Raw genomic sequence first — 23,330 nt, 5'->3', positions numbered from 1 at the left:
GCTTATGTAGCTTTGTAAAAAAGATTGATCGTTTATAATAAAGATTGATAATTTGTAATAAAGTTTGATATAAATCACCTCTTTAGTTATTCTTTGCGGTGATTTTTTTTGGACATTTATGTTAAAATTGATGTTTATCTTGTGAAGAAATGTACTTAAACTAACGGGCAGAATACTAAAAGAAGCTAATTTGTAATTCCTAAGTTGTTTCTCTATAATTCGTATATCAAGTATAGTAGCTATTTAGAATAGAGGTTAATCGTTGATATGAATGAAAAAATAATTAAGAAAGTCATAATAATTAACTTGGCAACATTTTTCTTTTTATGGAACATAATATTTCTTGCTGGTGCAGATAAGCCACCACCAATCGGTTTTCTTTGGCTGGTTTTACTGGTGTTCCTATTAGATATTGCTCAGTTCTTTTATTTAAAGAGATTTCTTCCTAAAATGCAGAAAAAATCAAAAGGTTTATTTTTTGTAAATCTGCTCTATTTTTTTCTTGGTGGAGTAATTGTTGGTTTGTTAACCATTGTAGTTCGGATCAACATTACATTAAAGGTAGGTTTATCAGATATTTTCATATGGATAGTAATGATTATTAGTGCATCTTTAGTAAATGCTGTATGTTTCTATGTATTTAATATATTGCTTTTAAAAAAATATAAACAAAGCTGATTTATGTAGCTTTGCAATAAAGTTTGATTATTTATAATAAAGATTGATAATTTGTAATAAAGTTTGATTAAAATCATCTCTCCTCTATAGGTTTCTTAGAGGTAAGATGATTTTTTTATTGGATATTTATGCTAATATCACTATAAAGATTGTGAAGAAATGTACTTAAACTAACGGGGCAGGTTAGTTGAATTAGAATTTTATGTTATTTGACTAACATGTCAGGCTATATTATCAACCTCAGTATTGTCTTTTTGGGTTAATATTGAGATAAGATAAGGCTATTGTTTTATATATGGGGGATGTAAAATGAGCAATTATAAAGTTGGTTATCAATGTAAATGTTGTGGGAATTATCACGATGAACTTCCCTTGAGTTATGGAAGTCCTGTTCCTGATTACTATGAGGAAGTACCATTCGAAGAACAAGAAAAACGAATAGAGATGAATGAAGATGTGTGTATTATTGATGATGAATATTTCTTTATTCGTGGATGTATTGAACTTCCAGTAATGGATGGGGAAGATCCTTTTATTTGGGATGTTTGGGTTTCATTAAGTGAAACGAATTTTGATAAAATAATGGAGTATTGGGAAGCTGAAGGCAGAGAAAAGGATTTGAAACCAATGTTTGGTTGGCTGCAAACTTCTATTCCTTGTTATCCTGAAACACTAAACTTAAAAACAATGGTTCACACTCGTCCAATAGGTTTACGTCCTTCTATAGAATTAGAACCAACAGAACATCCATTATCCTTAGAGCAAAGAGAAGGAATTGGATTTAAAAGAATAAAGCAGATAGCAGAAGATTTGTGTAATGTAGAAGAAAAATAATAACTCTGCTTAATGAACTAACGGGGCAGATTAGTTCAACAAGCTTTAATTAAGAAATATTCCCATTTCAAACTTATTTAGAGTAAGGTTATTTCTTGCTTTTTTCTTTGTGTTTTAAAGTTGCTTTTTATTTAAAAAGGGTATTTTTTGTTGAAAAATAATACTTTTAGTGTAAAATTACACTAAAAAGGAGTATTTAGTAAATATGGAAAAAGAAGAATTCATCAATTTAATATCAGAAAAAATGAAACTTGTCCGAACAGAACAAAGTTTTTCTCAAGATAAGATGTCTGAAATTCTAGGGATTTCAAAAAAAACACTAGTTCAAATTGAAAAAAGAAGAACAGAAGCCAATTGGACCACCGTTGTTGCATTTTGTGCTTTGTTTAATCATAGCCAATTGTTGATATCATCAATTGGTGACAATCCAGTTGATTTTGTTCAGTTAATTGCTAACAAAAATGGTGGTACGCCTAAAGAAAAAACAATGGGTGGTAAGATATGGTGGAAAGAAATCGAGTATAGAGGGGATTTTCGTTTGCAACAAAATTTGATTAGTAACCATTACCGTATATTGGATCAATATGATTATCGTTGGCATAGTTCTTTTAATAAAGAAGAGAGTTTAAGTCGTTTAAATGAATTACAGGGGGTGGGGACTATCGAGATAGACAAAGGTATACAGATGGGGATATATGAAGAATAAGACCTCAACCTATAATAGTCTTCGGCTGTCCAAGTTTTCCACGTAACCTATATATTTGTTCTATTTATAAATATACAAATAGAGGTGACAATATGAGAAAAATAGTAATTGGTATTCTAATAGTCTGTTTATACTGTTTTCCTTTTGTTTATTTTTCAATGCACCAAGATTTTGCTAACCGTTCAATGCTTGGCTATTTAATTATGATTGTAGTAACTTCACTTCTTGCTTTCTTCGGCAAACTCGTTAGTAATTCAATCTTTCTTATTATTGGTAATATATTATCTGTAATAATTTCATTTTATTTCATCAGCGAGATGACAGGGAACGAACGATGGGGTGGCTATTTTAAGCCACTAACTCCATATCAATTATTAATCTTGGTTAGTTTTTTGAATTTGATTCCTCAGTTCTTCTCTATGAAGTTAGCTAATAGACACAAAAATAAAGTTAAATATTAATTTGATTGAGAAGAGTAACTTCTTTGAATTACTCATTTCTTTAATAAATATCAACAATATTCATTAACATAGCCTTCTTATTAAACAAAACCAGCTAAGTTTGTGATTTAATACACTTAAACTAACGGGTGCGTTAGCTGAAGATCGGAGCTGTCTTTAAGACAGCTTTTCTTATGGAACTATCGGGGCAGGTTAGTTGAATAATGTAGATTTGAAATAAAGTCGTACCGTTTGTAAAAAAGATGTATCGTTTAAAATAAAGTTATACCGTTTGGGAAAATTTGATAAAATTGTGTCACAATCTATTACATTTGGCACCGCAAACGGAATTTATTGAGAGTATTGTGTTGGTGACAAGAAAACAGAATGATAACGCAGGAAATTAATGTTATTTACACTTTGTTACGGGGGTACTTATGAAAACTCACTATTATTTAGGTTGGCAATTTTTTTCCAGAGAATCTGGGCAGGGTGTTACAGGAGGATATAACTGATAGAAAATCGCTTGTTATGATTAGCTCGAATCCATTTTTTTATGAAGATGATGGTGCTACTGAACGCTCTTGGCTTGACCAGGCAGGCATTATGTTTGATGAATATCATTTAATTAATTATCGCGTACAGAAGGAAGATGCCCAAACCTTAATTCAAAATGCTTCAGTCATTTTCTTGTTGGGTGGAAATACTCTTAAACAAAATGGGTTTTTGATGGAATATGAATTGTCGGATTTGATAAAAAAAAGCAGAGCCGTTGTGATGGGGGCAAGCGCTGGTGCAATCAACATGTCCGCTAAATGGTTATGCTCGAAAAACTTTCGCTATAAAGTTGAAATAAGCTCTGTTTACGACGGAATCGGACTTGACAATTTTTCCGTCCTGTCTCATTTTGATCTTGAAAATAACATTGCGTTGGTTCAAGACGAACTGTCTCCATTATCGGAAGAAATGAATATTTATGCGTCGAACAAAGATTGCGCTGTACGTGTAAAGGGAGACAAAATCGACATTTTAGGCAATGTATATTTAATTTCCCACTCAAAGATTCAGAAATTGGTTGAGACGCTCTAGTTGTGGTGAATGGCTATGGCTTAACTGAATTTTTTATAAAAAAATGAGTCAACTGTTAATATTTAGAGTGTCTTTTGATCAATCTTTTTTCCAAAACACGCTCTTTTCTTTGATCATTTATCAAGGTTATTAGTATCAATTTGATCAAACTTTATTTTAAAGCAACAATTAGGATCAATTTGATCAAAGGTAATAGATCTAGATTTGAAATAAAATAAAAAACCACTCGATCGAGTGGTTAAAACATCTATTATTTATATCCAAATGGTGCCCATGACTGAGATTACCTTCTTAAAGTACCTTAAGGTAACCCCCAATAACCACTTACGGTAAAAATATAGGCCATGACAAACTAAAACCGTTCATATACACACCTACTTGAACTTTTTTTAGCTTCTTTTTAACCCCATATCCAACTACACCTGCTGTTGCCGCGGTGATTGTAGCAGCTGCGCCAGCACCCCAGGGTCCCGCAGCAGCAATTTGCTTCACGTACCAGCCAACATACCCTGCTGCAAATGCACCTGCTAAAACAGCAGACATTCCTCTAACTTTCGGTCCTAAATAAAAGTATAAACCTACAAAACCCTGAATATCTTGTTGTTCTCCTTCAGTTATCGTTAAATCATCTGAAGTAATTGAAGTCATTAGTTCAGCATCACTTTCTGAAATTCCCATATTCATAAGAGTTTCTTTATCTGCTGTAAAATTAATGTTTCCATCTGCATCTGTTTCAAAGTAATTGGATAGTTTTTCTGCCATTTGCATCTGATTTCTATCTACAGAAATATCATCTCCATTAACAGTCCCAGATTCCAAGACAGCTGCCCAATCAGTCGAGTTTACATTTCCACTACTGGCATGACTAGTCGGTGAAAAAGAAAAACCAAAAGCAACAGCACAAATCGTTAATACAGTAAAAATTTTTTTAAACATACGAACCCTCCTAGTTTTTTTACATTGGAAGCCTGTTCGTGATGTATATTTTGAAGTATACTATTAAATTATATATAGAGAAAGGAGAATATTCAGAAAAATGTACTTATTCTTCTTCACCATAATTTATTGTGTAATAACACAAGTCTTGAATATAGGCTATATGCCGGCTATGGGTGTTTATTTGATAGGTATAGGCCTTACCAAAGGATTTTTAAGCGAAGAATTAACAGATGTCTTTAACTTCAAAAAGAATAAATATTTATACGAAAAAAACGGATTTAAAGCTTCCCTAATGGAGCTATTGTCTCTAATGTTAATTTTTATTAATTCATATTTAATTGATTATGAGCCCTTTTCTATTTTTGAAATTATTTATTTGTTATTTGTCATTGCACTTGTATACCGATTTCTATTTTGGGGTATAACACGGGCAATCGGAGAAAAATTTAGTAATTCGGATGAGTCCTGAAATGGTCAATATCTTAATTTCCATACGTCTTATTTCCCCTTTGATAATGTCTCTAAATATATTTATTGAAAAAGTTTACAATGAGCACAAAAAATAAAATAAACAAAAGGCACAAAGAGTAATGGTTCCTTGTGCCTTTCTTTATGTGATTCTTACTTATATTTTTGTTCATCTTCCATTTCGTCAAGCAGCGCTTCGATGGATTTGTTCATAAACAGGGGTTTTGTACCCTTATTTTCCTTCGGCTAATTTATCCAAACGTTCCTGTGTGGTTTTTAAATAAAGTCACGACGTTTATAAGAAAGGTGCGACGTTTTGAATAAAGTCGCGATGATAAAGCTACACATAGTTCCCGGAATAAATACCTGGATGCCTGCCGGCCAAGTTATTAGGATCAATTTGATCAAAGGAAATAGATCTAGATTTGAAATAAAGTTGCACCGTTTTACAGTCATAGTTATTTGTTTAGAAGATGCCACGTTGGATAGATATTAACCCAAAATGGATAGTAAAAAGGCATTTATGGATAGGGGTATTAAGGAAATGGATATCATTCCTTTGAATCCCTTTTAAATTAAATGATGATTATTTGAGTGTTTTGATTAAACTTTTTTATAAAATGGAGATTTAAATATGCTAGAGATTATTCCATTATGATCAATCTTTTTTCAAAATGGAGTTTTTGTGTTTACTGATAAATAAGGGTTTATGATTACATTTTAATTAAACTTTATTAAAATGATACAAATAAGAGCTAGGTAATAATGGCTTCAACGAACTATAATGATGGTGTTAGAAAGTGCTTATAAAAGGGGAATAAGAAATGCCTGTTATTGAGTATCAACAATTTATTAAAGCACCAGTTGAATTATGTTTTGACCTTGCGAGGAGCGTGGATATTCATACCAAAACGACATCTAAAACAGAGGAAATCGCTGTTGATGGTGTGACAGAAGGGCTATTAGAGGCGGGAGATACTGTTACTTGGGAAGCCATTCACTTTGGTATTAAACAAAGGCTGAAAGCCCAAGTGACGTTAATGGAAAAACCAAATAAGTTTGTAGATATTATGGTGAAGGGAGCCTTCCATTCTTTTGTTCACACACATCAGTTTATCGAAGAACCAGGTGGAACTATAATGATAGATAAATTTCAATATAAGTCACCGTTCGGTCCAATTGGGGTTTTAGCTGATAAGTTGTTTTTGGAGAAGTATATGAGAGCATTTATCATTTCTCGTGCAAAGGCACTGAAAAAGATTGCCGAGAATATGCTCTAACCTTGTTTAACTAACAGGTGAGTTAGCTGTAGATCGGAGCTGTCTTTAAGGTAGCTTTTTCGTTATGCAACTAACGGGGCAGGTTAGTTTAAAAAGAGGTAATATAGTAATTCATTAGCAACCTTAGTTGAAAGGATAAGGAAGGGATTTATTTGGTGGCTTTAAGGATTATTATTAACATTTTAGTAACAGCTTTATTGCTTTACATAACCATTATTTTCTTGCCAGATACATTGAACATAAATGAAACGGTTTCAAAATGGATTTTTATAATAATGATATTTACGCTATTAACGATATCTAAAGAAAAAGGGTGGATTAAGCTCATTTCAATGTTTCTTGGTTTGGCAGTATTTATGTTATTCATTATTTTATTTGTACCATAAATATGAGCTCTCTTTTGCCATTTTCTTCTTCAATTAACAGGTGCTTGAGTTTAACAACTTGGTTGCGACGCAACACTTTCTTATGGAACTAAAGGGGCAGCATTCCTGTATTAACTGAAATACTAAAAAGTTTGTGAAGAAATCTACTTAAACTAACGGGTGCTATACTTCAAGAGTAATACTGCTATCTTAGCTTTTGGGAGAGAATTTATGAAAACAAGAAACAAAAGAGCTGCAAAACTATTCTTTGCATTATCAATATTTCTTTTGCTTTTCGCTGGCTATGATTACCTAACTGGATGTATTGGTTGTGTAAAAATTGATTTACGTTATTTCTTTATCTCATTATTTGTAGCATTAGTTTTACATATGACAAAAGAAAGAAAAGGTAATTAAGATTGAGTTATGGAACTAACGGGTGCTTTAGTTGAACATGAGAGTATTTAGTTTACGTAGCCCGATAGGCTTATATATAATAGATGAAAACCATTAGGAGTTGACTTTATGCTTAATAGAATCCGGAATAAATTGATTCCCGCACAAGAAACGGGAGAAGAAGTAGATAATATCTACGCTATCTTACCCCCGCCAGGAACCATTATCGAAGAGGCAACTGAAGAAGAAATGGAAAAGGCAGCAGAGCTTGAAATTAGACATATTGCTTTCATGAGGTTGCAGGAAATGAATATACAATTTGACGGTGCGTCTTATAAAGAACTATTAAAAGAGTTTCAAGATTTTGAAACCGATTCGAGTAAATTTTGGAGAAGTGTATCCAGCCGTTTATCCGTTCCGTATGAATGGCCAATCGTAATTGATCATGCAAACGGCCCTATTTATATTGGTGAACACGATTTATACGAAGAAGAGAATGAAGAGAAAGAAGATTGATATTAAAATTTACGCTTGGCATAGTCGAATAGGGTCATGTATTCGTTATTAATGTATTATAAATCGATTTTAGAGCGTTAACCAAAAGGGTTAACGCTATTTTTGTTTACATAGACCACCCATAAACCATAGTGGAAGCATTGTTAATGAACTAACGGGTGCTTTAGTTGATTAAGGATAAAAAAAGCCGATTTTTCTTACGGTAAGGAAGAAACAGAAAATACGGATTAACAATGGTAAGGAAATCCAAACATAAAAGCCTAATCTCTCGCTTTTAGCCCGATAAATTAGGCTTTAGTTACTTCATTAAAGCTCCCAATTGTTGAATACCCTCAATTCTTTAACTGCTTGTCAGTTGGCAAAACGATCGCCGCAATAATATAAATCAACAATACTATTCCACCAGTAAAAAAACATGATAACGCAGTAAGAATACGAAGTAAACTAACATCAATTTTGTACATTTCACTTAAGCCACCTAAAACACCTGATAATTGTTTTTCTTGCGTGGATTTGTATAATTTTTTCATCTAATCGCCCTCATATATATTCATATTTTCTATACTTAGTGTCTCCATACTCCAGGATTGCGCCTTTTTATTGAATAAGCAATAAGCAAACTTGATATTGGCAAGTACCAGTGACACAAAGATGCTTATAATAAAATTCTTTTTCATTTACACTCAAAAGAATATTCATTTGTGAGATTATTATGTATTTCTAATATGACTTCTCCACCGTTTTCATAGCATTGAGAACTTAATGTACTTATTTCTTTAGTATTAAAATAACTAGTTGCAATAGTTAAAAAAGAGGTTACTAGTAAAAGTGTAACTAAAATCGATAAAGTACCTATAAAATGCTTATTTTTAAATATATTCAGTCTTAAACTCTCCCTTTCTAATAACCATACAGCTTGTTAAGCTAAAGCACCTTTAGTTAGGTACCATCTTATCTATATTTTAGCATAAATATCCAATTCCCCTTCAAAGGTATTCTTCAACTATCTGGCCCGATTGTTGAACAAAATTAAAAAAGCCATTAATTTATTAGTTCATGGATAATATCACCATAAACGACCGTTTTTGGGATACAGGGAGTACCTATTACACACACCCTTAAAATGGCATGTGAAATTGGGTCTCATTTCATTCAGGGGTAGAGTCAGGAAAATGCGCATTTACAACGATAAGCATTTTGATACAAGTCTTATGAGACATTATTTAGCCTAATTTAGAGGTACTTTGAATGTGTCTCAATAGGTTCTACTCTATTGAGATTGTGAATGATAGTACTTAAACTATCGGGGCAGGTTAGTTCAAGAGTGCTGTTTGATCTTTGTTCAACAATTGGACCATTTTGTGGAAGATCAGCAGAAACTTTTGAGATCTTAATCAAAATAGTAATTAATCTATCGAAGTTGTAAAATAAGGGTAAGAATAGTTCTGGGGGGATTTATATCAATTATAATGCTATTAATCTAAGCGAGAAACTGTCCAAATTCAGTGAACACTGGTCGCCCAAAGTCATTGGTGAAATGAATGACTATCAGTTTAAGTTAGTTAAGATTCTGGGGGATTTTGTATGGCACGATCATAAAGACACCGATGAGGCATTCATCGTGATAGACGGCGAGATGTCCATCGCATTCCGCAATGGAGAGGTTAAACTTTCCAAAGGAGAAATGTATGTGATACCAAAAGGTGTGGAGCATAAGCCTTATGCTGAAAAGGAATGCCATATAATGCTGGTAGAGCCTAAAGGTGTAGTGAACACTGGTGAAACTAATTTTAAACTAACTGCTGAAAATAATATATGGATTTAAACCAATAATTCAGTTACTATCTTTGGATCAACATATAAAAGGAAGTTACATATTTTCCGCAACGGGTGATTTACTTCTATATGGGGCTGGGAACAGCTCCATTTTTGTCTTATGCAACTATCGGGGCAGTTTAGTTGAACAAGGGTAATTCACAATTTGTATAGAATATGTAGAGTGTAGGTACATTTGAAGGAAATGAGGTGGCGGCTATCATAAGGAAATTTCTTAGTTTATTGTTTTTGTTTGTATTGTTTCTTGGTTTAGTTGCTTGTAACAAGGATGTGGTCAATGAAAACGGTGAGGAAAAAGAGGGGAAACCTGTTAAAGAGGAAAATGTGGTCAATGTAGAAGAGGCAGAAAAATTATTTAAAGATTATAGTACAGAACTATATACCATTAAAGATCCATCCAATCCCCCGACTTTTGATGAAATCGCAGAAAATATTAAAGTATATTTAACAGAAGAACAATATGATGCAGAAATCGCTAACCGTAAATTTCAAATACCAGAATTGGTATCCAAACAAATTAATAAAAGTATTGAAGTACAAGATGTGAAACTTGAAGAACAAAGCAAAAATGATGATGGCACAATAGATTACTTATATACAACGAAATTTAAAGTTTATGACGAGAACTCATCTAAAATTTATGAGAAAGAAGGAGAACTAACCATATCCACCACAAATAACGAATTAAAAATCGATCGTGATTGGAGTAGAGGAGTGAAAATTGACGGTTTAGATGGTGGACTTTAAGAACTTATAGAACTAAAAGGTGCTTTACTTCAATAAGGGAGGTTGCTGTGGCAGCCTTTTTCTTATGGCACTAACGGGGCAGTTTAGTTGAATAAGATATGATAAAATAATGTTAAAAAGAGGGAAACATAGAGGAGTCAACATGACTATTTTCATGTATATTTTTGCTGTTTTTTCATTTTTAGGTTTAATATTTTTTTCATTTAAAAATAAAGAATTTTATCAAAATGAAGATTTCGATATAGGTTCTTCAGAAATTGTAGGGGAGATATTATTATATATAATTAATTTATTACCTTGGTATTTAATAAAGCTATTTATGATGCTACTTTTCTTGGGGTCATGCATATTTTGTGTGTGTTATTTTATTTATGCGTAATGAATTATTAAGTGTGTCATATAAAGAAATTATGAACCCCATTCTTATTGAACTAATAGGGGCGTTAGTTTAATAGCGGAGACAGCATAAAAGTTGTCTCTTTTTTTACCATTAGCAACAATCTTTACGAACAAAGCCTTATAAAAAGAATAAACAAAGTAAGTATATTTTCAATTGCTATGATTATATTGTTATTCGTTATTGAAGTCATACAAATAGTTATAAGAAGAGGAAGTTTTGATATTGATGATTTCATCCTTAATATGTTGGGTGCTTTGATAGGGTTCGGACTTTCGAAAATGAAGTTTGTTCAGAAGTTACTGAAATACAATAGGGGAGATTCTTCATTTGCCGATAAGAGTTTGTGAAGGATTGTACTTAAACAAACGGGTGCGTTAGTTGCATAAGATATGAGATCCTTGAAGATCCTAAGCGTAGGAAATTCGAGGCTTTATTTTCCATAAAATGTATTATCGTAGTTTTTCGCGTTTTGTCGTCTGGACCATAATTAGAGTGTTCAAAATAGCTATCAGTACCCAGAAATAGGAATCAAATTTGAAGAAGCCGACTATGGGAGCAGATTTTCTAAACAACCTTGTTAAATTGACTCTTACTTTAAAAGAAAAATAATTTTTATCGGAAGAATATTACATAGAAACAGAATGATATAAGTAGTACTATTTCCTCGTTTCTTCATTGAATCATAAAGAGCCATTCAAATGAATCAGAATTGGGGATTTGGTAGTTCTAACTCTAGACATTAATCATCTTTCTTAAACTATGATTCCAAACGCAATCAAAAAAAATATAATTATTCAATTCCACCTCCTTACCAAGGTATATAGATTGCTATTTTGTATATATAATGATTTAATTTTTATGATTCTCTAAACTGAAAAGTATAAAAAATGATAAAGGAGGCAGTATGTAACTGTGAGTGATCAACAACCAAATCAGAAAGTCTATTTTAATATTATTAGCGGAGATTCCACTCAAGGTGATGGTAGTTATGGGGTTGGAATCATAAATTTGGATAATGTTACTCCTATTATTATTGATCCTGAGGAAAATCAAGCTTTTATAGACATGGAAGCTTTGCATGGTAGTAGCCAGGTTGAAAAGAAAGTAAGATTTAAGCCGGAAAAAGAGCATGCAGGTTTTAACCCAAAACGATATTGGATCGTTTGGGTCACTCTCCAAGTAGATAATAAGGGACCCTACTATTCAGGGGCTGCAGCTTGTGAGATTTTAGTTTCCAGAGAAGAACGTAGAATAAAACCGGGCTATAAATCGATGCCAGAGCAAGTAAATAATCTCGATAAGGCAATTAGAAATAAAGTTGCTCTTTCACACATGGACGAACAGTCAAGAAAGCTCTTTAAAGAGTTTCTTATTGAATATGATGCAGGATTCTGGAAGCGATCAAATGAGGATTTAAAGCAGCAATTAAATTAACGTTTCATTAATTTCTAGGTATGCAATTGAAAGAGTATCCATCATTTATTTCTGACAAGCAATAAGCTTGCCTTTTTAAAAAATTATTGTTTTAATTAGTTTATAAACTTTTTAAACCAAAAAGTATAAATAAAGGGGTAGATATTATGAGTAACTTTGAATTACCTAAATTGGCATATGCCTTTAATGCTTTAGAACCATATATTGATGAGGAAACAATGAAAATTCATTACGGGAAACACCATCAGACTTACGTAGATAAGTTGAATGATGCTCTTTCAAATTCTCCTGAATATGCAGATAAATCCTTAGACGAGCTACTGTCAGGAATTAATGATTTGCCAGCAAACTTACAAGGACCAGTAAGAAATAATGGCGGAGGTCATTATAACCATTCGTTGTTTTGGGAGATACTAGAGCCTGATGGCGCTACTACACCAAAAGACAGTTTAAAAGATGCTATTGACCGGGATATGGGTGGACTTGAAGCATTTAAAGAAGCATTTACTAATGCTGCAACCACTCGTTTTGGATCTGGCTGGGCATGGCTCGTGGTAAATGGAGACGGTAAATTAGAAGTTATAAGTACAGCTAATCAAGATGCCCCAATTATGGAAGGTAAACATCCAATCCTTGGTTTAGATGTTTGGGAGCACGCTTATTATTTAAATTATCAAAACAGACGTCCTGAATATATTAAAGCTTTCTTTAATGTTGTGAATTGGGATGTCGTTTCTGAGAAGTACGCTGCAGCGACTAACTAATTATCTTGTTTCTCTCGATATCAATAAAAACCTTGATTTCCAAATTAGGAATCAAGGTTTTTTGTTTGTCACATGTATAGAAATAATTCTTTTTCCACTTCATTTTTTATGAGTTCAATACATTCTTCAGTCGATTTAGCATAAATCTTTTTCCCATTTACTAAAGCGTAAGGGCGCATTTTACAAAGGTTACATATATCCATACATTCATACCGCATTACTGTAACTTCAGGATGAGTTTCCAATATATTCTCTAATTCACTTGACGACAACAAACTCATATCACAAACTTCAACAATAACTATTCCCATAAATCTCACTCTCTATTTAGAATTCGTACGTTTGAGAAAGAGTTCACACGATTCAAGTGTTTGATAATTGCTCTTTCCTGCCTTCGGTTAATGGATTAAAAAGAATCTGAAATCTGCAGTGATTTCCTCCATCTGCTTTACATGTTGTTCTCTTTACCGTGTCTGCGCTTAGTACTTCCTTAAACATTTCTGTTTCACAACGGCATGCAATTTTATAATTTTTAGATACTTCAAGAATAGGACAATTATATTCAATAATTTCAAAATGGTGATCATCAATTTTAGACGATTCGGACATGTAACCTTTTTGATTTTGGAGCTCTGTTAGGATTTCTACCTTTTCTTCGTTTTCTATATTTTCCATTAGGAGGGAATAATTTTTTGTTAACCGGTCACTCCTCATTTCAAAAAGGGTGTTGATAATTTCATTACCTTGTAATGCTAGTAGATCATTTATTAAATCGATGGTTAATGTTTCATAGTTTTTAGGGAATAATGTCTCCCCTTTTCCTGACAATGAAAAAACCTGTATCGGTCTACCCATAGGCTGTTTCATTTCATTTACTTCAATGAAAGAATCTCGTTGGAGTATATTTAAATGTTTCCTTACGGCCATTTCAGTGATTTGCAAGTGCTTAGCTATCTGGCCCACTGTCACTTGTTGTTCTCTTTTAATAAAGTGTAACAGCTTTTCTCTTGTAGATAATGGAGAAGCCAATATGTTTTCACCTCCAGATTGAAAAGATATATATCAAATGACACGAATGCCATTAATCTAAGCAAGTAGATAGAATTATACCATCGTATAATTATGACACTTTTTTTGCATTTTTTAAAGCTTCTTGACTAACAACGATGGTTTAACAAGAAAAGGTGATAATAAAGATATAAATCCGAGCAAATTATTAGAAATGTATTTTTAAAATATGATATAGTAATCCTGACTTTTCATACTTAAAGGTATAAAAAGTATTTTAACGAAAAATATCTAAAACTTCAAAAAGGATGATTGAAGGGTTCATTAAAAAAAGAAAGGTTTTAGGAGTGTAAAAAGGATGAATGATAAGCTCAAAATTTTAAAAGACATAAATAATATTTGTCCAGATATATTCATTAGAATTTCCGAACCTCTATATAAACATACGTATATTCAAACGGGTGGAGCTGCGGATATATTTATTCAGCCAAAGAATATAGATGACGTTCAAAGAATTATTCAGTATTCAGATGAAAATAAGATACCGTTTGAGATACTTGGTTATGGTTCCAATGTGATTATAAAAGATAAAGGGATACGGGGTATTGTTATCAATTTAAATCACTTGAATAAAATCACGATTCATAAAAACGAAATTATGGCTGAAAGTGGTGCAAGTATAATTGACGTTTCGAGAACTGCCCTTCAATTTCATCTATCAGGTTTAGAGTTTGCTTGCGGAATACCTGGGAGTGTAGGAGGAGCATTGATAATGAATGCCGGTGCTTACGATGGAGAGATTTCATATGTACTCAAAAGTGCAAAAGTCATTACTCTGGCAGGCGATATTCTGAACCTAAGCGATTCAGATTTTCAGTTCGGTTACAGGACCAGCGTGTTTGAAAAAGAGAAGTATAAAATTTTAGAAGCTACTTTTATCCTCGAAAAATCGGATCCTTTACTAATTCGAGAAAAAATGGATACATTCAGATTTCTTCGAAAACAGAAACAACCATTAGAATTTCCTTCTTGTGGCAGTGTGTTTAAACGCCCACCTAATCAGTTTGCTGGAAAATTGATTTCTGAAAGTGGACTTCAGGGCATGAGGATAGGTGGAGCCGAAGTCTCTATGAAGCATGCAGGTTTTATCGTGAATGTAGACCATGCGACTTCAACAGATTACTTGCTTTTGATCCGCCATATTCAAGAGACTGTGAATAAAAAATTTGATATTCAGATTGATCCAGAGGTTAAAATTCTGGGTGAGGACTAAGCTGTTTTTTAAAATGAATGTCGACAGGAGAATAGAGATGAACGAAGATACAAAGATTTATGATATTACAATTATAGGAGGAGGGCCGGCAGGAATGTTTACTGCATTTTCCGCTGGAATGAGGAAACTTTCTGTGAAAATAATTGAAAGTCTTCCTCAATTGGGTGGTCAATTAACAGCTCTTTATCCAGAAAAATATATTTACGATGTGGCAGGATTTCCAAAAATTCGCTCCCAAGATCTTGTGAAAAATCTAATTGAGCAAATGTCCATCTTTTCACAATCGATTGCTACGGGGCAAACTGTACAGAAGTTAGAAAAGCAAGCAGATGGGATCATTAAAATTACAACGAATTCGGAAGTTCATTTTTCGAAGGCAGTGATTATAACAGCAGGACTCGGCTCCTTTCAACCTCGCCTTCTTGAGTTAGAAAATGTAAAGAAGTATGAAGGAAAAAACATTCATTATTTCATAAATGATCTCAATCAATTTGCTGGTAAGAACGTATTAGTTTTTGGTGGAGGAGATTCTGCTGTTGATTGGGCACTTATGTTAGAACCAATTGCAAAGAAAGTAACGATTGTTCATAGACGTGATAAATTCAGGGCTCATGAATCAAGCATTGAAAATCTGAATAATTCTAAGGTTGAAGTCAAAACCCCGTTTGTACCAGTTGAGATCATTGGTGATGATCAAGCTATTAAACAAGTCGTAGTTGAAATGACTTCGGGAGAAAATAAAGAAGTGATCGATGTCGACGCAGTGATTGTCAATTTTGGATTCATTTCTTCACTTGGTCCAATTAAAGAATGGGGCTTAGAAATTGATCGAAATTCTATTATAGTAAATTCAAAAATGGAAACGAATATTCCAGGAATTTATGCAGTAGGAGATATAAGTACGTACGATGGAAAAGTGAAATTAATTGCATGTGGATTTGGCGAAGCGCCTGTTGCCATAAGTGCTGTTAAAGCCTACATTGATCCGACTGCAAGAAAACATGTGATGCATAGTTCCGATATGTTTAACCATTAATGCAAATGAATTGTATCTGAAATGGAGGTTTTTTTATGGCATTTGTTATAACATCCCCGTGTATTAAAGAACGGGCAGCCGATTGTATGGATGTGTGTCCGGTAGATTGTATTTCTCTTGGTGCTGATCAGTATTATATTGATTCAGATATTTGTATAGATTGTGGCGCTTGTGAATCTGCATGTCCAGTAGAAGCGATTTATCATGAAGATGAAGTACCAGAGGGAGAAATAGAATATATTCAAAAAGCAAAAAGTTTTTTTGAAATGTGTGATTAATCTATCTAAAATTTTTCATCTAAAGAGGGGATCGAGTTGAAATTAGTTATAAGCAGACAAGCAGTAAATTGGTTCAAAGAAGAAATAGAATTGAAAGATGGATATTATGTGAAATTTTATGCCAGATATGGAGGTTCTAGTCCTGTACAAGACGGGTTTTCTTTAGGGGTCTCAATGGATCATCCATTCAATGTCGCAGTTCAAAGAGAACAAGATGGGATTGTGTTTTTTATAGAAGAAGCTGATTTATGGTATTTCAATGGCCATGATTTACATGTGGAATATAAAGAAGATGGTAATGAAATTGAGTATAACTATCTAAAACCTTAATTTTTTATTCAAATCTTATGAACTAACAACGTACACTTAGTCATGGAAACCGATCATGCAAGGTGGGATTTGATTGAAAACTACTCATTTTCCTGTATCCGGATTAGAAGAATAATTGGAAAGCAATAAGATGGAATTTCCAAATGGGTATACGCTGGTTGATATCATGCTTGATAAGAAAAAAGTATCTTTAAAAATAAAATTATGCGAAATAAAAGGAGAAATCAAATAATGAATATACATTCAGAACAAATCGCGCGTTTCAAAGAGGTAATGGGGAATTACCCTACTGGAGTCACCGTAGTAACAACAGTCGACGAGCATGGTACGCCTGTTGGATTAACTGTAAACTCATTTGCATCCGTATCTTTAGATCCCTTGCTTGTTTTGTGGTCAATAGATCAAAAAGTTTCCTCTTATGAGATTTTCAAAAAAACGGACAAGTTTGCTATACATGTATTAGCTGATGATCAAGCAGAACTTTGTAAATTGTTTGCAAGTAAAGAACGGGACCGTTTTACTAATTGTGTTTGGAAGTTATCAGAGCAGTCTCTTCCGATAATTTCAGGTGCTTATGGGGTTATGCAATGTAAAACGTTCAAAAAAGTGGAAGCAGGAGACCATCTGATTTTGATAGGGGAAGTTATAGACATTGAAAATGAAAAGAAAGATCCGATGTTATATCATAGAAGAAAATTCGGAAAAATCCTTGAAGAATTTTATATGTCCTAATAATTGACGTAGTAGCTCTAGATAAAGACGGAAATCTAGCATTGGATGATATAGGTTTAGACTTGCTGCAAAAACTAGTTAAATGGACCGATAACCACGGTCTGTACAGCTAGCGCCTACATTATCAAAAAAAGTTCGTAAAAGTACACTTTTACGAACTTTTTTTGATTGTTACTTCTTTAAAATAGACTCTATTAAACAATGCTTTTGATTTTTCTTCTTCAACTAACGGGTGCGTTAGTTCATTAAGATATGAGATCCTTGAAGATTCTAAGCGTAGGAAATTCGGGGCATTATTTATCATAGTTTTTCTCGTTTTGTCGTCTGGACCATAATTAGAGTCCTCAAAATAGCTATCATTCCCCAGAAATAGGAATCAAATTTGAAGAAGCCGACCAATAAAGGTCGGCTTTTTTCATCCTATTTTTAACAACAGGCGCCATATCCGTAACCGCCGCCGTAGCCTCCGTAGCCGCAGCCACCACCAACAAAGCTAGCTCCAACAATGATTAAGAGTATAAACAAGACGACTATAAAGGCGAAACCTCCACCAAATCCAAAACCGCCGTCACACCCTGGTTCACACCTTGATTCACAACCTGACATAAGACATCTCCTTAATTGTTTTTAAGGAGGAAATTAATTAAATGGGTAATATCACCTTATGCTCTAATTAGGAAAATGACACAATAGTCTCCATCTCTGTTCATAGGATAAAAAAAATTTCCGAAATGGGGGTATAGCATTGTTGCTACCGTTCGCAAAAGTAGACTTTTACGAACTTTTTTGATTGAGATTATTTATATAATATTTACATAATTGATAATGAAAATCGTTTTCAGTTGTGTTATTATATCTCCTAGTCATTATTTTTTAATTATAGGGAGGAAAAGTATGTTTATTGATCTTTTAAAGCTTAACAAAAATGTCTCCATTCTTTTGGCTGTGTTACGTGTGTATCTCGGATATACGTGGGTTATGGCTGGCTGGGGGAAGTTAACAGGCGGACAATTTGATGCTTCTGGTTTCTTACAGGGTGCGTTGGCAAATTCGACTGGAGATCATCCGGCTGTTCAGGGATGGTGGGTTGCATTCCTTGAAAATGTAGCCATTCCTAATGTCGAGATATTCAATACGTTAGTACCTTGGGGAGAATTCCTCGTCGGGATAGGTTTATTGCTGGGTTGTTTCACTAAAACAGCTGTCTTTTTTGGTCTGGTTATGAACTTCTCTTATTTGTTTAGTGGCACGACAAGTACCAATCCACAACTTGTTCTATTATCCATGTTTATCCTTGTTTCTGCTATGAATGCAGGAAGATATGGGGTAGATGGTATGATTATACCTACACTTAAAGAAAAACTATTTGCTAACAGAACAAGAGAGGTAAAAAATGTAGCTTAACAAAGAGTAGAGTATTAAAAAAAGAGGTCGGGATAGTGGTCCTGACCTCTTTTTTGCCGATATAGCGCACAGTTTGTGCCAACTCTACAATAAGCCTTAATGATCTAATGGGTGCTTTAGGCATTACCAGGAGCTGATTATCAGCAATTAATTTTTAAGGGGCGGTTTCGAATTGAAAAACAGTAACATTTGGATATTAAGCTTCGTTAGTCTTTTTACAGATATGGGCACTTATATGGTGACGCCTTTAATCCCAATTCTTCTTGCTTCGTCAGGCCCTTTAATTATTGGGATTGTAGATGGTTTATCAGAAACCTTGGCAAGTTTTTTGAAATTTTTCTCTGGTCGTCGTTCGGATCGTCGGAAAAATAGAAAAGGGTTTGCTTTGTTTGGTTATGGCTTATCAGGTCTAGGAAGAATATCTTTGATTATTTCAAGTTCTTGGGTCGGCGTTTTCATATGGAAACTGATAGATCGTACGGGAAAAGGGATACGAACGGCTCCAAGAGATGCTCTTATATCTGAGTCTGGAGGAAAAAATAAACAAGGAAGAGTTTTCGGATTACATCAAATGATGGATATGTTAGGTGCTTCTATCGGGATCGGAGCTGCTTATTTTATATTACAGATGAATGGAAATCAAAACTTTCATGATGTTTTCCTGTATTCTTTAATCCCTGTAATTATTGGTTGGTTACTGTTGTTGGGCATAAAGGAAAGAAAGTATGAACCAGTATTTAAAGAAATTTCACCCACCACGAAACCTAAACTTGACTTGAAACTTCTAAATCCAAATGTAAAAAAATTATTGTTTATTGTATTTCTCTTTACTATTGTTAATTCATCAAATTCGTTTCTTTTACTAAGAGCAGCAGATTTAGGAGTTTCTACTGCTAATGTTCTATTATTATATCTACTCTTTCACCTTACTGCGTCTTTATTTTCATATATTTCCGGAGCGTTTTCAGATCGATACGGACGAAGAGGTATACTAACTGTAGGATATGCGCTATATGGATTTGTATATATTGGTTTTGCGGAAGTAAATACAACGATTGGTCTAATCGTTCTATTTACGTTATATGGGCTGTATTCAGCTTTTACTAAAGGAGTTGAAAAGGCGCTGGTTGCTGATATATCCAATCCAGAAAGTAAGGGAACTGCACTTGGTTTCTATGCCATGATTACGGGGATTGGACTATTTCCGGCTTCTTTGCTTACAGGTTTGTTATGGCAGATATTTGGCGCTGAAGTTTCATTCCTGATTAATGGGATCATCGCATTGATTGCATCTATTTTGTTATTTAGAATGCTCTCTATTAACGTAAGAAAAGCAACATAGATCTTAAAAGATTGATAGGATGCAGTTTATAAGTAGTTAGGCAGAGTATGAAGAAAAAATGAATATGCTTCCATTAAAGGGCCCGATTCTTTAATAAGAATCGCCTTTCTTAATGAACTAACGGGTGCGTTAGTTCATTAACAAGGGTTGCTGCGGCAGCCTTTTTCTTATGGCACTAACGGGGCAGGTTAGTTGAAGAACGAATGTGGTTTTTTATGGTAAAATCAACTTAATTATCTTCATTAAGGAGTCTACCTGCAATATGAAATTAGATGATAAAAAGAAAAAGGTTCTAAGGATTTGTTTTTTAAAGTAAATAAAGAAAGCGATGCGATAACTAATATGTTTATAAAAAATTTTATCTATCAATACATCATTTATCCAATAATATTTGTGGGGGTATATGTATTATTTTATGTTTTTAAACTTGATGGTACCCCTGTTCCTATAAATGATGCTTTGAACATGGTTTTACTCTATTATTTTGCGATAAGTGTGTATAATGCTTTGCCAACTTTAAAATCTAATAAAGTAAAAAATGGAGCCAATAAATATAACGGTCTTTAGCTATCGGGCGCGATTCTTTAATAAGAATCGCTTTTATTATAGAACTAACAGGTGCGTTAGCTGAAGATCGGAGCTATCTTTAAAGCAGCTTTTTCTTTATGCAACTATCGGGGCAGTTTAGTGTAAGAAGGAAAACCTTGATTTAAAACTAAAATATATAGATTGAAAATTATGTTATTATTTATATAAAAGAAAGTGAGAGTGAAAATATGAATATTAGGTTAGCAAGTGAATTAGATTACCCTGATTTAAGACTGATATACTTAGAATCTCGTCGTAAAAGTTTTCATTGGGCAGATATAGAAGAAATGACTTTAGAAGACTTTGATAAGCATACTGTAGGTGAGTATATAATTTTAGCAGAGGAAAATACTCATATCCTTGGATTTGCGTCTTTGTACTTGCCAGATAATTTTATACATAATTTATTTGTTCACCCTGATTTCTTGGGTAAAGGCGTTGGTGGCCAATTGGTTAATGCATCCATAGAAAAAATGAATAAACCATTAAGATTGAAATGTGTATCTGAAAATCAAAAAGCGATGAAGTTTTATGAGAATAATGGTTGGAAGAAAGTTGTTGAAGAAGGTAAACCAGAAGAAAAATATTGGGTTATGGAATATGAATAAAATAAATAATTGAGGCCTGTTTTATTTTTTTGATGTTAAGCTAACGGGTGCTTTAGTTAAACAAGCAATTCTGTACGAAAATGAATCGACTTTTAGAATAAGACAGACAAGATAAAAAGAAGCCGTTTTCCCTTAGCGTAGGAGAAAACGACTTTTTGTTTCCAAAAAATGTATTAGCGTGGGTTTTATGTCAAAATGTTGGCTGTACCCCTAATAGAGTTGTTCCGTTAAAGGGCGCGATTCTTTTATAGAACTAACGGGTGCGTTAGTTCATTAACTTGGGTTGCTTCGGCAGCCTTTTCTTATGGCACTAAAGGGGCAGTTTAGTTCTATAAGGAATGTTTAGGTCTGCAACAGAGGAAGGTTATTTTGTTTAGTTAGTCGAATATAAACCTGATGTTATATTAAAAATAGTGGAGACCTTTTCTAAACAGAGCAAATATTGAATTGAGAATGAAGAAATTTTTAAAAAAATGAGGGTGAAATAATGAATATTTCAGTTTTAGGATGTGGACGTTGGGGAACTTTTTTAGCTTGGTATGTTAATAAAGTTGGACATAATGTAATGCTATGGGGGCGAGAAGATTCAAAGAATTTCGCTGGATTAATAGAAACCAGAAAAAACGATTACCTTCAATTACCAGATGAAATAGAACTAAGTAGTTCATTAGAAAAAGCAATATCATTTGCTGAAATGATTATCATTTCTATTAGTGCTCAAGAATTACGTTCATTTGCAAATCAATTAAGTTCAATTAATGAATTACAAGGTAAAACATTCATTTTATGTATGAAAGGATTAGAAGCTAATAGTGGAAAAAGACTTTCTCAAGTATTTGAGGAAGAGGTTGGAAAAAATATAAATACAGCAGTATGGGTAGGACCAGGACACGTACAAGATTTTGTAAATAATATACCTAATTGTATGGTTATAGGTTCTGAACATACTGAAGTAACTAAAAAAATTGTACAAGAGTTGAATAGTGATTTAATTAGGTTTTACTATGGACAAGACCTTATTGGAAATGAAATTGGAGCTGCTGCAAAAAATGTTATGGGTATAGCAGCAGGAATGTTAGATGGCTTAAATTATAGCAGTTTAAAAGGCTCACTTATGGCAAGGGGGACAAGAGAAATTTCTCGATTAGTTAGAGCAATGGGAGGAAATGATGTAACTGTATATGGATTAAGTCATTTAGGTGACTTTGAGGCAACATTATTCTCAGTACACAGCCATAATAGAAAATTTGGACAAGTATTAGTTGAAGGAGAAAGCTATGGGAAATTAGCAGAAGGTGTTGCAACCGTAAAGGCACTAAGAGAATTATCCATAGAATATAACGTTCAACTTCCAATTTGTAATGCTTTATATGAGATAATATTCGAAAATAAAAATGCAAAAGAAACATTAAAAGATTTATTTTTAAGACCTGTAAAATTTGAATTTGAATGAAAGTTACTCTAGACATTCTTTTTTCTTATTAACCAAGGGTTCAGGTGCTGAGTAAGGAGTTGCTCGGCAACTCTTTTTTTATATGTAATAGCAAGATTGTGAGTAATTGTACTTAAACTACCATGAAAATTAAACACTAATAATCAGAAAAAAGACCATATTAAATAAAACGCAAGCTTCAATTTTTTTGAAAAAGAGCAGCGCCCTATAAAAGTTCTCTTAGAATTAATCGGTGGTTAGGATGCTTCTGATATATTTACGGTATATCCTAAGTTTTCTAACCTTCGGACCGAATTTCGTACAATGGAAGCTTGCTTTTGCTTATCAAAATAATCTTCGCCTAAGTCTACATACATTTCTTTTCTTGTTAAAAGATAATAAGAAAT

At 33.3% G+C, this 23,330-nt stretch carries 28 protein-coding genes and 2 pseudogenes; 25 read left to right on the top strand and 5 right to left on the bottom strand.

The features are described 5' to 3' along the window. The first annotated feature begins 267 nt into the window (after positions 1-267). The 5 genes and pseudogenes from ACQKMR_RS24965 (at position 268) to ACQKMR_RS24945 (ending at position 3,747) form a co-directional block, all read left to right on the top strand. Positions 268-678, top strand: a complete 411-nt coding sequence (locus tag ACQKMR_RS24965; protein WP_427699697.1) for a hypothetical protein — start codon at positions 268-270, stop codon at positions 676-678. Between the two features lie 309 nt (positions 679-987). Beyond that, positions 988-1,512, top strand: coding sequence for a DUF2199 domain-containing protein (locus tag ACQKMR_RS24960; protein ID WP_427699696.1), 525 nt, complete (start codon positions 988-990; stop codon positions 1,510-1,512). Between the two features lie 205 nt (positions 1,513-1,717). Next, complete coding sequence (locus ACQKMR_RS24955) at positions 1,718-2,218, top strand: helix-turn-helix transcriptional regulator (RefSeq protein ID WP_427699695.1); 501 nt, start codon at positions 1,718-1,720, stop codon at positions 2,216-2,218. Positions 2,219-2,310: 92 nt separating this feature from the next. After that, positions 2,311-2,679 carry a hypothetical protein gene (locus ACQKMR_RS24950; RefSeq protein WP_427699694.1) on the top strand — a complete coding sequence of 123 codons (369 nt, stop codon included), beginning with the start codon at positions 2,311-2,313 and terminating at the stop codon, positions 2,677-2,679. A 416-nt stretch (positions 2,680-3,095) separates the two neighbouring features. Next, positions 3,096-3,747: pseudogene (locus ACQKMR_RS24945) on the top strand (Type 1 glutamine amidotransferase-like domain-containing protein). A 324-nt stretch (positions 3,748-4,071) separates the two neighbouring features. Here the strand turns inward: ACQKMR_RS24945 and ACQKMR_RS24940 are convergent. After that, complete coding sequence (locus ACQKMR_RS24940; RefSeq protein WP_427699693.1) at positions 4,072-4,683, bottom strand: hypothetical protein; 612 nt, start codon at positions 4,681-4,683, stop codon at positions 4,072-4,074. A 1,295-nt stretch (positions 4,684-5,978) separates the two neighbouring features. Here ACQKMR_RS24940 and ACQKMR_RS24935 point away from each other — a divergent pair. The 4 genes from ACQKMR_RS24935 (at position 5,979) to ACQKMR_RS24920 (ending at position 7,711) form a co-directional block, all read left to right on the top strand. Next, the gene (locus ACQKMR_RS24935) at positions 5,979-6,434 is read left to right on the top strand and encodes an SRPBCC family protein (protein WP_427699692.1); all 456 of its coding nucleotides are present in this window, start codon (positions 5,979-5,981) and stop codon (positions 6,432-6,434) included. Between the two features lie 152 nt (positions 6,435-6,586). Then, entirely contained in the window at positions 6,587-6,820 is a 234-nt protein-coding gene (locus ACQKMR_RS24930; protein WP_427699691.1) for a hypothetical protein, read from the top strand. A gap of 210 nt (positions 6,821-7,030) precedes the next feature. Next, positions 7,031-7,216, top strand: coding sequence for a hypothetical protein (locus tag ACQKMR_RS24925; RefSeq protein WP_427699690.1), 186 nt, complete (start codon positions 7,031-7,033; stop codon positions 7,214-7,216). A 108-nt stretch (positions 7,217-7,324) separates the two neighbouring features. Beyond that, positions 7,325-7,711, top strand: a complete 387-nt coding sequence (locus ACQKMR_RS24920) for a hypothetical protein (RefSeq protein WP_427699689.1) — start codon at positions 7,325-7,327, stop codon at positions 7,709-7,711. Between the two features lie 332 nt (positions 7,712-8,043). Here the strand turns inward: ACQKMR_RS24920 and ACQKMR_RS24915 are convergent, their stop codons facing one another. Continuing rightward, a complete protein-coding gene (locus ACQKMR_RS24915) occupies positions 8,044-8,241 on the bottom strand; it encodes a PspC domain-containing protein (RefSeq protein ID WP_427699688.1) in 198 nt (65 codons plus the stop codon). A gap of 929 nt (positions 8,242-9,170) precedes the next feature. On the opposite strand from ACQKMR_RS24915, the gene ACQKMR_RS24910 reads away from it, so the two are divergent. From ACQKMR_RS24910 to ACQKMR_RS24890, 5 genes are all read left to right on the top strand, one after another. Further along, the gene (locus tag ACQKMR_RS24910; RefSeq protein WP_427699709.1) at positions 9,171-9,536 is read left to right on the top strand and encodes a cupin domain-containing protein; all 366 of its coding nucleotides are present in this window, start codon (positions 9,171-9,173) and stop codon (positions 9,534-9,536) included. A gap of 200 nt (positions 9,537-9,736) precedes the next feature. Continuing rightward, a complete protein-coding gene (locus ACQKMR_RS24905) occupies positions 9,737-10,294 on the top strand; it encodes a hypothetical protein (RefSeq protein ID WP_427699687.1) in 558 nt (185 codons plus the stop codon). Positions 10,295-10,759: 465 nt separating this feature from the next. Continuing rightward, the gene (locus ACQKMR_RS24900; RefSeq protein ID WP_427699708.1) at positions 10,760-11,041 is read left to right on the top strand and encodes a VanZ family protein; all 282 of its coding nucleotides are present in this window, start codon (positions 10,760-10,762) and stop codon (positions 11,039-11,041) included. A gap of 565 nt (positions 11,042-11,606) precedes the next feature. Next, the gene (locus ACQKMR_RS24895) at positions 11,607-12,128 is read left to right on the top strand and encodes a YwhD family protein (protein WP_427699686.1); all 522 of its coding nucleotides are present in this window, start codon (positions 11,607-11,609) and stop codon (positions 12,126-12,128) included. A gap of 146 nt (positions 12,129-12,274) precedes the next feature. Then, the gene (locus tag ACQKMR_RS24890; protein WP_427699685.1) at positions 12,275-12,892 is read left to right on the top strand and encodes a superoxide dismutase; all 618 of its coding nucleotides are present in this window, start codon (positions 12,275-12,277) and stop codon (positions 12,890-12,892) included. Positions 12,893-12,960: 68 nt separating this feature from the next. Here ACQKMR_RS24890 and ACQKMR_RS24885 read toward each other — a convergent pair whose 3' ends face one another. Next, positions 12,961-13,203 carry a DUF1450 domain-containing protein gene (locus tag ACQKMR_RS24885; RefSeq protein WP_427699684.1) on the bottom strand — a complete coding sequence of 81 codons (243 nt, stop codon included), beginning with the start codon at positions 13,201-13,203 and terminating at the stop codon, positions 12,961-12,963. A 52-nt stretch (positions 13,204-13,255) separates the two neighbouring features. Further along, positions 13,256-13,921: a helix-turn-helix transcriptional regulator gene (locus tag ACQKMR_RS24880; protein WP_427699683.1), complete on the bottom strand. Its 666-nt coding sequence runs from the start codon at positions 13,919-13,921 to the stop codon at positions 13,256-13,258. A 337-nt stretch (positions 13,922-14,258) separates the two neighbouring features. Between ACQKMR_RS24880 and murB the strand changes: the two genes are divergently transcribed. The 6 genes from murB (at position 14,259) to ACQKMR_RS24850 (ending at position 18,062) form a co-directional block, all read left to right on the top strand. After that, positions 14,259-15,173, top strand: coding sequence for a UDP-N-acetylmuramate dehydrogenase (gene murB, locus ACQKMR_RS24875; protein WP_427699682.1), 915 nt, complete (start codon positions 14,259-14,261; stop codon positions 15,171-15,173). A gap of 37 nt (positions 15,174-15,210) precedes the next feature. Then, complete coding sequence (locus ACQKMR_RS24870; RefSeq protein WP_427699681.1) at positions 15,211-16,209, top strand: NAD(P)/FAD-dependent oxidoreductase; 999 nt, start codon at positions 15,211-15,213, stop codon at positions 16,207-16,209. Between the two features lie 35 nt (positions 16,210-16,244). Next, positions 16,245-16,487, top strand: a complete 243-nt coding sequence (locus ACQKMR_RS24865; RefSeq protein ID WP_427699680.1) for an indolepyruvate ferredoxin oxidoreductase subunit alpha — start codon at positions 16,245-16,247, stop codon at positions 16,485-16,487. 36 nt (positions 16,488-16,523) lie between these two features. Next, the gene (locus ACQKMR_RS24860) at positions 16,524-16,817 is read left to right on the top strand and encodes a HesB/YadR/YfhF family protein (protein ID WP_427699679.1); all 294 of its coding nucleotides are present in this window, start codon (positions 16,524-16,526) and stop codon (positions 16,815-16,817) included. A 231-nt stretch (positions 16,818-17,048) separates the two neighbouring features. Continuing rightward, positions 17,049-17,549, top strand: a complete 501-nt coding sequence (locus tag ACQKMR_RS24855) for a flavin reductase family protein (protein ID WP_427699678.1) — start codon at positions 17,049-17,051, stop codon at positions 17,547-17,549. Between the two features lie 417 nt (positions 17,550-17,966). Beyond that, entirely contained in the window at positions 17,967-18,062 is a 96-nt protein-coding gene (locus ACQKMR_RS24850; RefSeq protein ID WP_427699707.1) for a Vmc-like lipoprotein signal peptide domain-containing protein, read from the top strand. Here the strand turns inward: ACQKMR_RS24850 and ACQKMR_RS24845 are convergent. Beyond that, positions 18,030-18,107, bottom strand: a pseudogene (locus ACQKMR_RS24845) (YjcZ family sporulation protein); the annotation flags it as partial. The gene ACQKMR_RS24850 and the pseudogene ACQKMR_RS24845 sit on opposite strands and share 33 nt — an antisense overlap. Positions 18,108-18,443: 336 nt before the next feature. On the opposite strand from ACQKMR_RS24845, the gene ACQKMR_RS24840 reads away from it, so the two are divergent. From ACQKMR_RS24840 to ACQKMR_RS24820, 5 genes are all read left to right on the top strand, one after another. Next, positions 18,444-18,953, top strand: coding sequence for a DoxX family protein (locus tag ACQKMR_RS24840; protein WP_427699677.1), 510 nt, complete (start codon positions 18,444-18,446; stop codon positions 18,951-18,953). 172 nt (positions 18,954-19,125) lie between these two features. After that, the gene (locus ACQKMR_RS24835; protein WP_427699676.1) at positions 19,126-20,295 is read left to right on the top strand and encodes an MFS transporter; all 1,170 of its coding nucleotides are present in this window, start codon (positions 19,126-19,128) and stop codon (positions 20,293-20,295) included. 300 nt (positions 20,296-20,595) lie between these two features. Then, the gene (locus tag ACQKMR_RS24830; RefSeq protein ID WP_427699675.1) at positions 20,596-20,862 is read left to right on the top strand and encodes a hypothetical protein; all 267 of its coding nucleotides are present in this window, start codon (positions 20,596-20,598) and stop codon (positions 20,860-20,862) included. A gap of 209 nt (positions 20,863-21,071) precedes the next feature. After that, entirely contained in the window at positions 21,072-21,491 is a 420-nt protein-coding gene (locus ACQKMR_RS24825) for an N-acetyltransferase family protein (protein WP_427699674.1), read from the top strand. A gap of 487 nt (positions 21,492-21,978) precedes the next feature. Beyond that, positions 21,979-22,944, top strand: a complete 966-nt coding sequence (locus ACQKMR_RS24820; RefSeq protein ID WP_427699673.1) for an NAD(P)H-dependent glycerol-3-phosphate dehydrogenase — start codon at positions 21,979-21,981, stop codon at positions 22,942-22,944. Positions 22,945-23,330: the final 386 nt, after the last annotated feature.

Origin of the sequence: Peribacillus sp. NPDC096540 (assembly GCF_050278525.1) — a bacterium.
Lineage (GTDB): Bacteria > Bacillota > Bacilli > Bacillales > DSM-1321 > Peribacillus.
Note: the sequence above shows the minus strand (reverse complement) of the source record. Positions and strands in the feature narration are given on the sequence as shown.